The sequence below is a fragment of the Blastococcus sp. SYSU D01042 genome, from assembly GCF_054050515.1.
In genome coordinates this window covers 142,729-157,720 of the sequence record NZ_JBJGZM010000007.1, presented here as the reverse complement: position 1 = coordinate 157,720, position 14,992 = coordinate 142,729, and the positions used below count along the sequence as shown (strand labels likewise).

10 protein-coding genes are annotated in these 14,992 nt (G+C 74.4%); 2 read left to right on the top strand and 8 right to left on the bottom strand.

What is annotated here, in order from left to right:
* Window positions 1-2: 2 nt before the first annotated feature.
* Both ACI79H_RS14335 and serA read right to left on the bottom strand, forming a co-directional pair.
* On the bottom strand, window positions 3-1,025 hold the full coding sequence (locus tag ACI79H_RS14335) for a 3-isopropylmalate dehydrogenase (protein ID WP_456555075.1): 1,023 nt from the start codon (window positions 1,023-1,025) through the stop codon (window positions 3-5).
* A 22-nt stretch (window positions 1,026-1,047) separates the two neighbouring features.
* Window positions 1,048-2,649 carry a phosphoglycerate dehydrogenase gene (serA, locus tag ACI79H_RS14330; protein ID WP_456555074.1) on the bottom strand — a complete coding sequence of 534 codons (1,602 nt, stop codon included), beginning with the start codon at window positions 2,647-2,649 and terminating at the stop codon, window positions 1,048-1,050.
* Between the two features lie 167 nt (window positions 2,650-2,816).
* On the opposite strand from serA, the gene ACI79H_RS14325 reads away from it, so the two are divergent.
* Both ACI79H_RS14325 and ACI79H_RS14320 read left to right on the top strand, forming a co-directional pair.
* Complete coding sequence (locus ACI79H_RS14325; RefSeq protein ID WP_456555073.1) at window positions 2,817-3,455, top strand: hypothetical protein; 639 nt, start codon at window positions 2,817-2,819, stop codon at window positions 3,453-3,455.
* Window positions 3,456-3,485: 30 nt separating this feature from the next.
* Window positions 3,486-4,097: a DUF805 domain-containing protein gene (locus ACI79H_RS14320; RefSeq protein WP_456555072.1), complete on the top strand. Its 612-nt coding sequence runs from the start codon at window positions 3,486-3,488 to the stop codon at window positions 4,095-4,097.
* Between the two features lie 60 nt (window positions 4,098-4,157).
* Here ACI79H_RS14320 and ilvC read toward each other — a convergent pair whose 3' ends face one another.
* The 6 genes from ilvC to ilvD all read right to left on the bottom strand — a co-directional run bounded on the left by ilvC (window position 4,158) and on the right by ilvD (window position 14,987).
* Window positions 4,158-5,183: a ketol-acid reductoisomerase gene (ilvC, locus tag ACI79H_RS14315; RefSeq protein ID WP_456555071.1), complete on the bottom strand. Its 1,026-nt coding sequence runs from the start codon at window positions 5,181-5,183 to the stop codon at window positions 4,158-4,160.
* Window positions 5,184-5,243: 60 nt separating this feature from the next.
* Window positions 5,244-5,771 (bottom strand): acetolactate synthase small subunit, encoded by a 528-nt coding sequence (ilvN, locus tag ACI79H_RS14310; RefSeq protein ID WP_456555070.1) that lies wholly within the window; start codon window positions 5,769-5,771, stop codon window positions 5,244-5,246.
* Complete coding sequence (locus ACI79H_RS14305) at window positions 5,771-7,639, bottom strand: acetolactate synthase large subunit (protein WP_456555069.1); 1,869 nt, start codon at window positions 7,637-7,639, stop codon at window positions 5,771-5,773. The genes ilvN and ACI79H_RS14305 overlap by 1 nt, the downstream gene beginning before the upstream one ends.
* 240 nt (window positions 7,640-7,879) lie before the next feature.
* A complete protein-coding gene (locus ACI79H_RS14300) occupies window positions 7,880-10,552 on the bottom strand; it encodes a putative bifunctional diguanylate cyclase/phosphodiesterase (protein ID WP_456555068.1) in 2,673 nt (890 codons plus the stop codon).
* Window positions 10,549-13,164, bottom strand: coding sequence for a putative bifunctional diguanylate cyclase/phosphodiesterase (locus tag ACI79H_RS14295; protein ID WP_456555067.1), 2,616 nt, complete (start codon window positions 13,162-13,164; stop codon window positions 10,549-10,551). The genes ACI79H_RS14300 and ACI79H_RS14295 overlap by 4 nt, the downstream gene beginning before the upstream one ends.
* A gap of 98 nt (window positions 13,165-13,262) precedes the next feature.
* Window positions 13,263-14,987, bottom strand: a complete 1,725-nt coding sequence (ilvD, locus tag ACI79H_RS14290; protein WP_456555066.1) for a dihydroxy-acid dehydratase — start codon at window positions 14,985-14,987, stop codon at window positions 13,263-13,265.
* Window positions 14,988-14,992: the final 5 nt, after the last annotated feature.

Below are 14,992 nucleotides of genomic sequence, written 5' to 3'. Positions count from 1 at the left end.
CGTCAGCCCGAGGCGAGCGCGGCGAGCCGGTCGCCGACCTGCGCGGTGCGGATCTGCTGCTGCGGGTCCCGCGTCGACAGGTCGAAGGCGACGGCGGCGTTGACCTTCTTGGCCTGCTCCGCGCGGCCGAGGTGCTCGAGCAGCAGCCCGACCGAGAGCACGGTGGCGGTCGGGTCGGCGATGCCCTGGCCGGCGATGTCGGGCGCCGAGCCGTGCACCGGCTCGAACATGCTCGGGTTGGTGCCCGACGCGTCGAGGTTGCCGCTGGCCGCGAGCCCGATGCCACCGGTCACGGCCGCCGCGATGTCGGTGACGATGTCGCCGAAGAGGTTGTCGGTGACGATGACGTCGTAGCGGCCCGGGTCGGTGATGAAGAACATCGAGGCGGCGTCGACGTGCTGGTAGGCCACGGTGACGTCGGGGAACTCCGCCGAGACCTCCTCGACGATCCGCGACCACAGCCCACCGGCGTGGGTGAGCACGTTGGTCTTGTGGATCAGCGTCAGGTGCTTGCGCGGCCGGGCGACGGCGCGCTCGAAGGCGTAGCGGACCACCCGCTCGACGCCGAACGCGGTGTTCAGGCTGACCTCGGTGGCCAGCTCCTGCGGGGTGTCCTTGCGCAGCACGCCGCCGTTGCCGACGTAGGGGCCCTCGGTGCCCTCGCGGACGCACAGCATGTCGATCGGGCCCTCGGCGGTCAGCGGACCGCGGACGCCGTCGAACAGCCGGGCCGGCCGCAGGTTGACGTGGTGGTCGAGCTCGAAGCGCAGCCGGAGCAGCAGCCCGCGCTCGAGGATGCCCGGCGGCACGCTGGGGTCGCCGATCGCGCCGAGCAGGATCGCGTCGTGCTGGCGCAGCTCGTCGAGCACGGTGTCGGGCATCAGCTCGCCGGTCCGCTGCCAGCGGGCCGCGCCGAGGTCGTAGGGCGTCGTCTCGAGGTCGGGGGCGACCTCGCGGAGGACCTTGAGGCCCTCGGCGACGACCTCGGGGCCGATGCCGTCGCCGGGGATGACTGCCAAGCGCATGGGTTGCTCCAGGTCTCAGGTCTCAGAGGGTGTCGAGGTCTGCGGCACGGGCATCGCGGGCGCCGATGCGGCCGGCGATGTCCTCCAGCAGCTCCGGGGCGACCGGGCTGTCGACGGTCACCGCCATCAGCGCCTCGCCGCCCTCGGTGGTGCGGCTGACCTGGGCGCCGGCGATGTTGATGCCGGCCTCGCCCAGGGCTGCGCCGACGGTACCGACCACGCCGGGCCGGTCCGCGTAGGTGAAGAACAGCAGCCGGCCGGTGGCGGCGAGGTCGATCTCGAAGCCGGCCACCTCGGTGAGGCGGGCGACCTGGTTCTTGCCGTAGAGCGTGCCCGAGACCGTGACCTGCCGGCCGTCGGCCATGGCCCCGCGCACGGTGACCAGGTTGCGGTAGGTGGGGCTCTCGGGCTCGCTGGTCAGCGCGACCTCGAGGCCGCGCTGCTCGGCGTGCAGCGGGGCGTTCACGTAGGTGACCGGCTCCTCGACGACGTCGGAGAAGACGCCCTTGAGCACGGCCAGCTGGAGCACCGAGACGTCGAACTCGGCCAGCTCGCCCCGCACGTCCACGGTCACCGACTGGGCGAGCCCGCCGGCCACCGCGGTGAAGACCCGGCCGAGCTTCTCGGCCAGCGGCAGGCCCGGGCGCACCTCCTCGGCGACGACACCGCCGGCCTGGACGTTCACCGCGTCGGGCACGAACTCGCCCTGCAGCGCCAGGCGCACCGAACGGGCGACGGCGCTGCCTGCCTTGTCCTGGGCCTCGGTGGTGGAGGCGCCCAGGTGCGGGGTGACGACGGTGTTGGGCAACCCGAACAGCGGGCTGTCGGTCGTGGGCTCGGTGGCGTAGACGTCCAGGCCCGCGGCGCCGACCTGACCCGACCGCAGGGCCTCGGCGAGCGCGGCCTCGTCGACCAGCCCGCCACGGGCGGCGTTGACGATGATCACGCCGCGCTTGGTGGCGGCCAGCTCGTCGGCGCCGATGAGCCCGAGGGTCTCCGGCGTCTTGGGCAGGTGGATGGTGATGAAGTCCGACTCGCGGAGCAGCTCCTGCAGCGAGACCAGCCGGACCCCGAGCTGCGCGGCCCGGCCGGGCTGGATGTAGGGGTCGTGGGCGACCAGCTCGACGTCGAACGCGGCCAGCCGCTGGGCGACCAGCACGCCGATGCGGCCCAGCCCGATGACGCCGACGGTCTTGCCGGTCACCTCGACGCCCGTGAACGTCGACCGCTTCCAGGCGCCCGCGCGCAGCGAGGCGTCGGCGGCGGGTATCTGGCGGGCCGCGGCGAGCAGGAGGGCCACGGCGTGCTCCGCGGCGCTGACGATGTTGGAGGTCGGCGCGTTCACGACCATCACGCCGCGCTCGGTGGCCGCGGTGACGTCGACGTTGTCCAGGCCGATCCCGGCCCGGGCCACCACCTGCAGGTTGGGAGCCGCGGCGAGCGCCTCGGCGTCGATCTGCGTGGCGCTGCGGATCAGCACCGCGGCGGCGTCGGCCAGCGCGGGCAGGAGCGCGGACCGGTCGGCCCCGTCCACGTGACGGATCTCGACGTCGGACCCGAGGACCTCGAGGACGCTCGGGGCGAGCTCCTCCGCGATGAGGACGACGGGCGGAGTCGTGGTCACGGGGCGACAGCCTAGGGAGCAGCGCCGCACCCGGGGCGACCGGCCTCCCGCTGGTCGGGGTGCTGTCCGGTTCGCCAGGACGAGCGAGTCTGCTTGCCGCGCGCCCACGGCGGCCGACATCCTGACCGCTCGACGACAGCCGGTCCGCGGCGCCGACGGAGGACACCATGACCGAGCCCGACGACCGCCCCACCGAGCCCGGGTACGGCCAGCAGCCGCAGTACGGCCAGCCGCCCCCGTACGGGCAGCCGCCCCAGTACGGCGGGCAGCAGCCGTACGGGCAGCCGCAGCAGTACGGCCAGTACGGGCAGCCCGCCTACGGCCAGTACGGCGCGCCGCAGCCCTGGGGCCCACCCCCGAACCGCCCGGGGCACGTCGTCGCCGCCGCCGTCCTCGGGTTCGTGTTCGGTGCTTTCGGCGTGATCGTGACGCTGGGGGCGATCTTCCTGGGCGCCGTCGCCGGCGGCGTGGACGACGACGCACCGGCCGGCTTCGACGAGTTCGCCGACGCCGCCGTCGGGGTCGCCCTCGTGCTCGGGCTGCTGGCGCTGGCCTGGACGGCGCTGATGATCTGGGGGTCGGTCTGGGCGCTGACCGGCCGCAGCCGGGTGCTGCTGCTGGTCGGCGGCTCGATCGCGCTGTTCTTCACCACGCTCGGCTTCCTGGGCAGCCTGGGCAGCACGTCCGGCGGCGACGTCGTCGTCAACCTGCTGCTGTTCCTCGCCGCGCTGGCCATCGTCGTGCTGCTGTCGCTGCCGCCGGCGGCGCAGTTCTTCGCCGCCCACCGGGCGCGGCGCGGCGCCTGACATGTTGACCCGACCAGGAGGATCACGTCCATGAGCACCCCCACCGGCAGCGGTCCGACCGACCCGCGTGACGTACCGCCCGAGGACCAGCCGGGCTGGGGCGCCACTCCCCCGCCGTCGCCCGGCTACGGCCAGGCACCCGGCTACGGCCAAGCACCCGGCTACGGCCAGGCACCCGGCTACGGCCAGCCCTACCCGGCGGCCCCCGGCTACAGCGCACCGAGCCCCGCGTCCCCGCAGATGGACATCGCCACCGCGGTGCGCACCGTCGTCCTCGACAAGTACGCGGACTTCACCGGCCGGGCGCGCCGCTCGGAGTTCTGGTGGTTCTACCTGGCCTCGTTCCTCGCCTCGATCGTGGCCTCGATCGTCGACCTGGCGATCGGCAGCGAGCTGGTCGAGGGGACCGGCACCGGCATCGTGGGGCTGCTGCTCCTGCTCGCGCTGCTGATCCCGAGCCTCGCCGTGGGCGCACGACGGCTGCACGACACCGGCAAGTCCGGCTGGTGGCAGCTGATCGCGCTCGTGCCGCTGGTCGGGTGGATCGTCCTGATCGTCTTCTGGGCCACCGACGGGCACCCGGCCCCGAACCAGCACGGCCCCTCGCCGAAGTACCAGGCCGCGGGCGGCTACGGCTACTGACCGGGTAGGACGCAGAGGGCCCCGTCACCAGCAGGTGACGGGGCCCTCGTGCGTCGCGGGTCAGCGCGCGGCGGTACCGGTGTAGTCGTCCTCGGCCGACACCCAGCTCATCAGGCCGCGCAGCTTGCGCCCGGTCTCCTCGATGGGGTGCGCCTCGGCGGCGGCGCGCTTGGCCTTGAAGTCCGGCGCGCCGGCGTCCTGGTCGGCGATGAACGCCGCGGCCCACGAGCCGTCCTGGATCGCGGTGAGGACGTCCTTCATGGACTCCTTGACGCGGGCGTCGATGACCTTGGGGCCGGAGGTGTAGTCGCCGTACTCGGCGGTGTCGGACACCGACCAGCGCTGCTTGGCGATGCCGCCCTCGTACATGAGGTCGACGATCAGCTTGAGCTCGTGCAGGCACTCGAAGTAGGCGACCTCGGGCTGGTAGCCGGCCTCGGTGAGGGTCTCGAACCCGGCGGTGATCAGCGCGCTGGCGCCACCGCAGAGGACGGCCTGCTCGCCGAACAGGTCGGTCTCGGTCTCCTCGGCGAAGGTCGTCTTGATGACGCCGGCCCGCGAGCCGCCGATGGCCTTGGCGTAGGACAGCGCGAGCGCCTGGGCCGAGCCGCTGGCGTCCTGCTCCACGGCGATGAGGCAGGGCACGCCCTTGCCGTTCTCGAACTCGCGGCGCACGAGGTGGCCCGGGCCCTTGGGGGCGACCATGGCGACGTCGACGCCGGCCGGGGGCTTGATGTAGCCGAACCGGATGTTGAAGCCGTGCCCGAAGAACAGCGCGTCGCCGTCCTGCAGGTTGGGCTCCACGGACTCGGCGTAGAGGCTGCGCTGCACGTGGTCCGGCGCGAGGATCATGATCAGGTCGGCCTCGGCGGACGCCTCCGCCGGGGTGACGACCCGCAGTCCCTCGGCCTCGGCCTTGGCCCGGCTCTTGCTCCCCTCCGGGAGGCCCACGCGGACGTCGACGCCCGAGTCGCGCAGGGACAGCGCGTGCGCGTGCCCCTGGCTGCCGTAGCCCAGGACGGCGACGGTGCGCCCCTGGATGATCGAGAGGTCGGCGTCGTCGTCGTAGAAGATCTCGGCAGCCATGCGGTGGAACTTCCTTCCGGTTCTGCTTTATCGCGATAAAGCGGGTGGGGCGGTGGGGGTTCAGGCGGTGCGCTCGACCGGGCGCAAGGTACCGGTGCCGGACATCGACCGCGGGCCGCGGCCCAGGGCCACGGTGCCCGACTGCGCCATCTCCTTGATGCCCAGGGGGGCGAGGACGGCGAGCAGCGCCTGCAGCTTGTCGGGGGTGCCGGTGGCCTCCAGGGTCACCGTCTCGGGGTTCACGTCGATGACGCGGGCGCGGAAGAGCTCGGCGGTCTGGAGCACCTGGGTGCGCTCGGCCATGGGGGCCCGCACCTTGACCAGGAGCAGCTCGCGCTGCACGGCGGCCCCGGTCTCCAGCTCGACGATCTTGATGATCTCCACGAGCTTGTTGAGCTGCTTGGTGATCTGCTCGAGCGGCTGGGCGTCGGCGTCGACCACGATCGTCATGCGCGACAGGCCGGGGTTCTCGGTCGGCCCGACGGCCAGCGACTCGATGTTGAAGGCGCGGCGGCTGAACAGCGCCGAGACCCGGGCCAGGACACCGGACTTGTTCTCGACCAGCACCGACAGCGTGTGGCGGGGCATCAGACCTGACCCTCTCCGAAGACGGGCCGCACGTCGCGCGCGGCCAGGATGTCGTCGTTGCTGGCACCCGCGGCGACCATCGGCCACACCTGGGCGTCGGAGCCGACGACGAAGTCGATGACGACGGGCGCATCGGTGATGGCCATGGCCTTCTCGATGACGGCGTCCACGTCGTCCTTGCTCTCGCAGCGCAGCCCGACGCAGCCCAGCGCCTCGGCGAGGGTCACGAAGTCGGGGATGCGCACGGGCTTGGGCGTCCCGTCGGCGTTCTGGGCGTGCAGCTTGGTGTTGGAGTAGCGGCCCTCGTAGAACAGGGTCTGCCACTGCCGGACCATGCCGAGGTTGCCGTTGTTGATGACGGCGACCTTGATCGGGATGCCCTCGATGGCGCAGGTGGCCAGCTCCTGGTTGGTCATCTGGAAGCAGCCGTCGCCGTCGATGGCCCACACCGTGGTGTCCGGGCAGCCCTGCTTGGCCCCCATCGCCGCCGGGACGGCGTAGCCCATCGTGCCGAGGCCGCCGCTGTTGAGCCAGGTGCCGGGCTTCTCGTACTTGATGAACTGCGCGGCCCACATCTGGTGCTGGCCCACGCCGGAGGTGTAGATCGCGTCGGGGCCGGCGATGGCGCCGAGCCGCTCGATCACGTACTGCGGCGAGAGCGCGCCGTCCTCCGGCTCGTCGTAGCCCAGGGGGTACCGGTCGCGCCAGTCGTCCAGCTGCGCCCACCAGTCGGCCAGGTCGGGGGTGCGCCCGGCCTCGTGCTCGGCCCGCAGCGCGGTGACCAGCTGGCCGATGGTCTCCTTGGCGTCGCCGACGATCGGGACGTCGGCCTTGCGGTTCTTGCCGATCTCGGCCGGGTCGATGTCGGCGTGCACCACCAGCGCGTCGGGCGCGAAGGTCGACAGCTGGCCGGTCACCCGGTCGTCGAAGCGGGCACCGAGGGCGACCAGGACATCGGACTTCTGCAGCGCGGTCACCGCGGCGACCGTGCCGTGCATGCCCGGCATGCCCAGGTGCTGCGGGCTGCTGTCCGGGAAGGCGCCGCGGGCCATCAGCGTGGTGACCACCGGCGCGCCGGTCAGCTCCGCGAGCTCCGCGAGCTCCTCGGTGGCGCCGGCCTTGAGCACGCCGCCACCGACGTACAGGACCGGGCGGCGGGCGCCGGCGATCAGCGCCGCGGCCTCGCGCACCTGCTTGCCGTGCGGGCGGGTGGTCGGCCGGTAGCCAGGGAGGTCCATCCGCGGCGGCCAGGCGAAGTCCGTCGTCGCCTGCAGCACGTCCTTGGGGACGTCGACGAGCACCGGCCCGGGGCGGCCGGTCGAGGCCAGGTGGAACGCCTCCGCGATCCGCTGCGGGATGTCCGCGGCGTCGGTCACCAGGAAGTTGTGCTTGGTGATCGGCATCGTGATGCCGCGGATGTCGGCCTCCTGGAAGGCGTCGGTGCCGATCGAGCCGCTGGGCACCTGGCCGGTGATGGCCACGACCGGGACCGAGTCCATGTAGGCGTCGGCCAGCGGGGTGACCAGGTTGGTCGCCCCGGGGCCGGAGGTGGCCATGCAGACGCCGACCCGGCCGGTGGCCTGGGCGTAGCCGGTCGCGGCGTGCCCGGCGCCCTGCTCGTGGCGCACCAGGACGTGGCGGACCGAGGAGTCGAACAGCGGGTCGTAGAGCGGGAGGATCGCGCCGCCGGGGATGCCGAAGACGACGTCGACGCCGATGGCCTCCAGCGAGCGGACGAGGCTCTGCGCCCCGGTGATGCCGGTGGCCGGCTCGGCGGCCGACTCCTCGAGGGAGCGGGCCGTCGTCTCGACGCCCGTGAGGGCGGCGGCGGCCTCGCGGGTGGCTGACTCGCTCTGGCTGGTGGTCATCTCGGTCGTCTCTCCTGGGCCGTGCGGGGCGAGCGGGTGCCGGCGGTTCGTCGACAGCTGTCGGGCAACAAAAAACCCCTCGTGCCGCAGGCACGGAGGGGTCAGCGCGTCGGTCGGGACGACCGGCGCGCTAGGGAACTACGAGGAGGCTGCGGGAGCAGCCGTCGACGAGCAGGCAGGCGTGGGGCACCTGCACACTGTGCGCCCCCACCGCGGCGTCCGTCAACCACGCTGTCCCACTCAGTGGACGAGCGTGTCCAGATCCTGCGGGAGGGCGTCCAGGACGGCCGGGTCGAAGCCGGCCAGCACCGCGGGGAGCTCGGCGACGTCGACCGGGCGGCCGAACAGCCACCCCTGCAGGTAGCGGCAGCCCATCTCCTGCAGCATGCGCAGCTGCCCCGGGGTCTCCACGCCCTCGGCGACGACGTCGAGCCCCAGGCGGTCGCCGAGGTCGAGGACGCCGCCGAGCAGCGTCGCCCCGCGCTCGTCGCGCTCGATGTCGGCGATGAACGCCTGGTCCAGCTTGAGGATCTGCACCGGCAGCCGGGCCAGGTACGCCAGCGAGGAGTACCCCCGCCCGAAGTCGTCGACGGAGAGCACGCAGCCCATCTCGCGGAGCGTGGTGAGGTCGCTCTGCAGCCGGTCCTCGGCGTCGAGCATCACCGACTCGGTGACCTCGAGCATCAGCTTGTGCGGCGGGAGACCGGCCTCGGCCAGCGCCTGCGCCACGTCCGGAGCCAGGCACCCGGCCTGCAAGTGGCGGACCGAGACGTTGAGGCTGGTCATCAGCTCCCAGCCGGCGGCGCGCAGCGCGGCGGCGTCCCGCGTCACCCGGCCCAGCGCCCAGCGCTGCAGGGCGACGATCAGGCCGTCGTCCTCCGCGAGGGAGATGAACTCGTCCGGCGGCACGGTGCCCAGCTGCGGGTGGTCCCAGCGCACCAGCGACTCGATGCCGAGGATGCGCCGCTCCTCCAGCCCGACCACCGGCTGGTAGACCATCCGGAACTGCTCCTGCGCGAGGGCGGCGGGCAGGTCGCGCGCCAGCCGGGCGCGGCGGCCCATCGCGCTGTCGACGGCGCTCGCCGCCGTCCGGACGCAGGACTTGCCGGCGGTCTTGGCCGCGCGGAGGGCGACGTCGGCCAGCCGGACGGTGCCCGCCACCTCGTCCTCCGGGTCCAGTGCGGTCGCGCCGATGCTGCCGGAGACGTCGAAGACCACGCCGGAGGCGTGCTCGGTCACCTCGTCGACGGCGCGGACGGTGCGCAGGTCGGCCACGATCCGCTCGGCGAGGCCGACGGCCTCGTCGAGGCCGCCGGGCACCAGGACGGCGAACTCGTCGCCGCCGAGCCGCGCCACCAGGTCGCCGTCCCGCACCGCCGCGCGGAGCCGTCCGGCGACCTGCACGAGCAGGTCGTCGCCCGCCTCGTGGCCGGCCACGTCGTTGACCAGCTTGAAGCCGTCGAGGTCCAGCAGGAGGAACGACCACGCCTCGCCCCGGGCGGCGCGCTTGCGGGCGTCGGCCAGGGCGGCCATCAGCCGCGCGCGGTTGGGCAGTCCGGTCAGGTAGTCGGTGTAGGCCAGCCGCTCGAGCTCCAGCTCGGCGCTGCGTCGCCCGGCGACGTCGCGCAGGTGCAGCACGACGCCGTCGGCGGACGTCGCGCCGCGGACCGACTCGAGGCTGCGCCACGCGCCGTCCCGGCCGCGCAGGCGCAGGACGGGGCTCCCCCCGGCCGACGGGCCGGCGGCACCGGCTCCCCGATCGAGGGCGCGGTGCAGCTCGTGGCGGTCGTCGGGGTGGACGACGTCGCGCAGCGGCCGGCCCTCGAGGTCGCGCGGGAGCCAGGCCTGCATCTCCGGCGCCGACACCGCCGCCCAGGTGACCGAGCCGTGCGCGTCGAGCACGACGGTGACGTCGGCAGCCTGGTGCACGAGGGCGCGGAAGTAGGTCTCCGTGCGGAGCACGCGCCGGGTCAGGCGGGCGCCGTCGACGACCCACACCACGGTTCGGGTGAACGTCAGCACCACCAGCAGGCCGACGGTCGCCGTCACGAGCACCGCCGGCGGCCGGCCCGTGGCGAGCGCGCCGAGCAGCAGCGCGAGGGCGGCGAAGCACAGGCAGTAGCTCACGACCACGCCCGCCAGCGGGACGGCCGCGGTGGGCCGGTCGACCGTCGTGCGGGGACCGGGGTCGGCGGCGAGCGCGAGGGTCGCAGCGGCGAGCATGCCCAGGAACGCGGTGGAGGCGACGGCGTCCACCAGCGCCGACGGGCGGGTGACCGCGAGCGCGCTGGCGGCCGTCGTGACCGCGAGGGCGGCGAAGCCCAGCAGCATCCAGCCGGCCGCTGCCCGCCTCGCCGGCTGCACCGCGCCGAGCGTGACCAGCCCGGCGGCGACGAGCAGCGCGGCGACGGTCGGGTAGAAGACCGTGAGCACGGGGTCGGCCGGCGCGCCGGGCGGCCCCGCGGTGAGCGGGACCAGCATCTGCAGCAGCGCGGCGAGCGCGACCAGGGCGACTGCGGCGTCCAGGACCACCTGCACGCGGATGCGCCCGCCGGACGAGCGCAGGAGCCGCGCGCAGAGGAGCACGGCCACCGGACCGGAGGCGGCGAACAGGACGTCGGCGGGGCCGGCGGCCACGGGGTTGGTGCCGGCCCCCGTCGCGGCGCGCACCAGCTGCCCCGCCCCCAGGAGGACGGCGAGGACGGCGAAGGCGCCCCAGGTGGCCGCCGCCGCCGGATCGAGACCGCGGACGTGCCGGGCCACCAGGGCGGCGACGCCGAGCGCCGCCAGGGCCAGGACCGCCGGGCCGCTCCAGCCGCTCCACCCCGGCAGCAGCAGCTGCTGCGCGGCGGCGACGAGCGCGGCGCCGGCGAGGGCTGCCAGCACGGACCGCCGGGGCCAGGCGCGGGTCACCGGGAGGCGACGAGTCCGGGCCACAGAGCGCCTGCCTCGTCGGAGAGCAGCGTCACGACCTGCTCCAGCGGCATCGGGCGGGCGAGCAGGAAGCCCTGGGCGTAGTCGCAGCCGAAGCCGCTGAGGACGGCCAGCTGCGCGGCGGTCTCCACGCCCTCGGCGACGACCTGCATGCCCAGGGCGCGCCCGATGCCGACGATCGACTCGCACAGGGCCTTGGTCTTGGGGTCGCGGTCGATGCGGGAGACGAACGCCCGGTCGAGCTTGACCATGTCGATCGGCAGCCGGGTGAGGTGCGTGAGCATCGAGGAGTCGCCCCCGAAGCCGGCGAGCGCCACGTGCACGCCCATCAGCCGCAGGGTGGAGACGTCCAGGCCGTCGCGCTCCTCCGTGGAGGTCACGGTGCCGTCGCCGATCTCCAGGACCAGCCGCTCGGGCGCGAGGCCGGACCGGCGCAGGGCGGACTCGACGTCGGTGATCATCGCGCCCGTGGCGACGTAGCCCGCAGGCGCGTCGACGCCGACCCGCACCTCGGCCGGCAGCGCGGCCGCTGCCCGGGTCGCCTCGTCCAGCGCGAACCGCTGCAGCTCGCCGATGAGCCCGGACTGCTCGGCGATCGGCAGGAACTCCGCCGGCGGGACCTCGCCCAGGACGGGGTGGCGCCAGCGCAGCAGCGCCTCGACGCCGGCGACCCGCTGGTCGGCCAGCGCGACGACGGGCTGGAAGAGCAGGAACAGCTCGCCCCGCGTGCGGGCCGAGCGCAGGTCCTCGCGGAGGCGCTCGCGGCGCGCGGCGGCCTCGCCCAGGGCGGCGCGGTACCGCTGCGCCATGCCCAGGCCGGCGGCGCGCGCGGCGCGGACGGCCAGGTCGCCGCGGGCCAGCACGTCCTCCACGGCCAGGGCCTCGTCCAGCTCGACCAGGCCCACGCCGGCGGTCAGGTCGAGGATGCCGGTGGCGGTGACGATGGGCTGCTCGACGACGGAGAGGATCCGGCCGGCCAGCCGGTCGGCGTCGGCACCCTCCCCCCCGGCGAGGACGGCGAAGGCCCCGCCGCCCATGCGGGCGACGACGTCCTCCCCGCGCACGGTCGAGCGCAGCCGGCGGCCGATCTCGGCCACCACGGCGCTGAACGCGTCGCGGCCGACGTGCTCGCGCGCGTCGAGGGCGCCGTCCAGCTCGACCACCAGCAGCGTGCCGGGCTCGCGGACGTCCGCGGGCACGGCGAGCCGCTCGCCGAGCAGCCGCAGCATGCCCGCGCGGTTGGGCAGGCCGGTCATCGGGTCGGTGTAGGCGATGCTCTGCAGGGAGCGCTCGCGGGACTCCCGCTCGGTCATGTCGCGGCACTGCAGGACGACGGCACCGACGTCCGGGTCGTCGCGGAGGTCGGCGATGCCGGCCTCCAGGCAGCGCCACACGCCGTCGGCGTCCCGCAGCCGCAGCCCGACCAGCGCGGGCGCGGCGGCGCCGGCGGTCAGGGCCCCGGTGAGGACCGGGTGGTCCTCGGGGTGCGCGGCGTCCAGCAGCGGCTGCCCGACCAGGCCGGCCGCGGCCGCACCGAGCACCCGGTCCAGCGCCGGCGAGGCCCAGACCACGCGGAGCTGGTCGTCCAGGAGCACCACGGCGTCGGTGCCGGAGTGCACCAGCGAGCGGAAGTATGCCTCGCTGCGGCGCAGCCGGGCCGAGAGGTGGTGCTCCTGGCAGGCGGTGGTCCAGCGCTGCACGAGGGCGAGCAGGACGGCCAGCACGAGCCCACCCCAGGTGACGACGTCGAGGGTGTGACCGAGGAAGCGGACCGCACCGGCCGCGGCGACCGCGACCAGCAGGGCCGCCATCGGCAGCAGCTGCCCGACGTCCACCGCGCGGGCGAAGCCGCGCGGCGCCGGGGCGGTGGCGCCCGGGTCGAGCAGGACGGCGAGGCTGAGCAGCAGCAGGCCGCCCACGACGAGGAACCGGGCGCAGGCGGTGAAGGCGGCGGCGTCGGCGAGGACGGCCGAGGTCCCGAGCCCGCGACCGCTGGTCAGCAGGCCGGTGCCGGCGAGGAGCACGACGGCCATCGGCCGGCGGGCCGGCTCGACGACCCCGAGGAGGAGGAGTGCGGCGGTCATCGTCGCCGAGGTGACGACGACGGCGGCGCCCAGGACGACCTGCTCGGCCAGGACCATGCTGGCCCAGTCGCCCATGGGGCCGGCGACGAGCAGGCGGACCGCGACCACGCAGGAGGTCAGGAACAGCGCGACCTCGGCGGCCGCGCGGCGCCCGGTGCGCAGCCGCGACCGCCCGGCCAGACCGAGCAGCGCGACGATCGCGATGGCGTAGCCGGGGACCGTGGGCACCCACCGGAGGACCACCTGGTCCAGCGGGTCGGATGCGGGCACCACGGCCGCGAGGACGGCGCCGACGACCGGGAACAGGGGCGCGGCGGCGAACAGCCGCCACGCGCGGGACCGGTCCGGTCGCCGTCCGGCGGTCCACAGGACGGCGGAGGTGATCAGACCGACGAGGACGACGGCGAGGTCGCCGAGGTCCCTCAGGGCAGGCGTCGCGGCGGCGGCGGTGCAGGCGAGTCCCGCCGGCACGGCCACCGCGAGCAACCACCATCGGCGCGGGTCCACACCGCATCTCTCGGCACGGGGAGGCCCGCGGCCAAGCCGTCCGGCGCGGACCTCACCCCTTCGGAGGGGGGTCGGTCCGCGCCGGGTCCAGCGGCGGATCAGCCGCAGATGGCGCCCTGGGCCGCGGAACCGACGAGCTTCGCGTACTTGCCGAGCACGCCGGTGGTGTAGCGCGGGGGCAGCGGCTCCCAGCCCTCCCGGCGGCGAGCCAGCTCGTCGGCGTCCACCAGCAGGTCCAGCTGCCGGGTGCTGAGGTCCAGGCGGATCCGGTCGCCGTCGCGGACGAAGGCGATCGGGCCGCCGTCGGTGGCCTCGGGTGCCACGTGCCCGATGCACAGGCCGGTCGTGCCGCCGGAGAAGCGGCCGTCGGTGAGCAGCAGGACGTCCTTGCCGAGGCCGGCGCCCTTGATCGCCCCGGTGACCGCCAGCATCTCGCGCATGCCGGGGCCGCCCCGCGGGCCCTCGTACCGGATGACGACGACGTCGCCGGGCTTGAGCGTGCCGTCGGTGACGGCGTCCATGGCGCCCTGCTCGCCGTCGAACACGCGCGCGGTGCCCTCGAAGGTCGTGGAGTCGAACCCGGCCGACTTCACGACCGCACCCTCGGGGGCCAGCGACCCGTGCAGGATGTCCAGCCCGCCGGTCCGGTGGATCGGGTCGTTCATCGCGTGGATGATCGCGCCGTCGGGGTCGGTCGGGGCGAGGTCGGCCAGGTTCTCCGCCATCGTCTTCCCGGTGACGGTCAGGACGTCGCCGTGCAGCAGGCCGGCGTCCAGCAGCGCCTTGAGGACGACGGGGACGCCTCCGACGCGGTCGACGTCGGTCATGACGAACCGGCCGAAGGGCTTCACGTCGGCCAGCAGCGGCGTGCGGTCGCCGATCCGGTTGAAGTCCTCGAGCGAGAGGTCGACCTGCGCCTCGTGGGCGATCGCCATGAGGTGCAGGACGGCGTTGGTGGAGCCGCCCAGGGCCATGACGACGGTGATGGCGTTCTCGAACGCCTTCCTGGTCATGATCTGCCGCGCGGTGATGCCCAGGCGGAGCAGGTTCACGACGGCCTCGCCCGAGGCGACGGCGTAGTCGTCGCGGCGGCTGTCGGGCGCGGGCGGTGCGGCGCTGCCGGGCAGCGCCATGCCCAGGGCCTCGGCGACGCTGGCCATGGTGTTGGCGGTGTACATGCCGCCGCACGAGCCCTGGCCGGGGCAGGCGGCCTTCTCGATCGCGGTCAGCTCGTCGCGGGAGATGAGCCCGCGGGCGCAGGCGCCGACGGCCTCGAACACGTCGATGATCGTGAGGTCGCGGTCGTCGAGCTTGCCGGGCATCGTCGAGCCCGAGTAGAGGAAGACGCTGGCCAGGTCGAGCCGGGCGGCGGCCATGAGCATGCCGGGCAGCGACTTGTCGCAGCCGGCCAGCAGCACGGAGCCGTCGAGCCGCTCGGCGAACATGACCGTCTCGACCGAGTCGGCGATGACCTCGCGGGAGACCAGCGAGGCGCGCATGCCCTCGTGGCCCATGGAGATGCCGTCGGAGACCGAGATGGTGCCGAACTCCATCGGGAAGCCGCCGGCTGCGCGGACGCCGTCCTTGGCGCGCTTGGCCAGGCGGTCCAGCGACAGGTTGCAGGGCGTGATCTCGTTCCACGACGAGGCGACGCCGATCTGCGGCTTGACCATGTCGTCGTCGCCCATGCCGACGGCGCGCAGCATGGCGCGGGCGGGCGCCTTGGCGTCCCCGTCGGTCACCTCGTAGCTGCGCGGCTTGAGCGGGCTGCGGGTCGCGCTCGCGGAGTCGTTGCCCGGGATGAGGTCCTCGCCGATGGTCACGGGGA

Excerpts from the sequence above, each read along its gene's own strand:
- ACI79H_RS14320 (WP_456555072.1), top strand. The coding sequence starts at position 3,486 with ATGAGCACCCCCACCGGCAGCGGTCCGACCGACCCGCGTGACGTACCG.
- ACI79H_RS14305 (WP_456555069.1), bottom strand. The coding sequence starts at position 7,639 with ATGACCACCAGCCAGAGCGAGTCAGCCACCCGCGAGGCCGCCGCCGCC.
- ACI79H_RS14335 (WP_456555075.1), bottom strand. The coding sequence starts at position 1,025 with ATGCGCTTGGCAGTCATCCCCGGCGACGGCATCGGCCCCGAGGTCGTC.
- ilvN (WP_456555070.1), bottom strand. The coding sequence starts at position 5,771 with ATGCCCCGCCACACGCTGTCGGTGCTGGTCGAGAACAAGTCCGGTGTC.
- ACI79H_RS14325 (WP_456555073.1), top strand. The coding sequence starts at position 2,817 with ATGACCGAGCCCGACGACCGCCCCACCGAGCCCGGGTACGGCCAGCAG.
- ilvC (WP_456555071.1), bottom strand. The coding sequence starts at position 5,183 with ATGGCTGCCGAGATCTTCTACGACGACGACGCCGACCTCTCGATCATC.